This is a genomic window from Pseudoalteromonas sp. GW168-MNA-CIBAN-0100 (assembly GCF_040309225.1).
Lineage (GTDB): Bacteria > Pseudomonadota > Gammaproteobacteria > Enterobacterales > Alteromonadaceae > Pseudoalteromonas > Pseudoalteromonas arctica.
The window spans coordinates 1-256 of sequence record NZ_JBEOOL010000785.1 but is presented as its reverse complement, the minus strand read 5'-3'; the positions used below and the strand labels follow the sequence as shown (position 1 = coordinate 256).

The window sequence follows — 256 nt, the reverse complement described above, 5'->3', positions numbered from 1 at the left end:
CCGTAATCAATATCGGCCATGTGAGTACATACCGAGTTTAAAAAGTGACGGTCATGGGAAATAATGATCATGGTGCATTTACGTTGGTTAAGCTCATTGGCAAGCCACGTAATAGTATGAATGTCCAAGTTATTAGTGGGCTCATCAAGTAGCAAAATATCAGGGTTTGCAAATAACGCCTGTGCTAACAGCACACGTAATTTCCAACCTGGGGCTACGTTTGCCATTAAGCCATAATGAAACTCTTTATCGATAC

1 protein-coding gene is annotated in these 256 nt (G+C 41.0%); it reads right to left on the bottom strand.

Going from position 1 to position 256, the window contains the following annotated elements:
• A partial coding sequence (locus tag AAEY62_RS23415) for an ATP-binding cassette domain-containing protein (RefSeq protein ID WP_350636845.1) occupies positions 1 to 256 on the bottom strand: 256 nt, incomplete at both ends.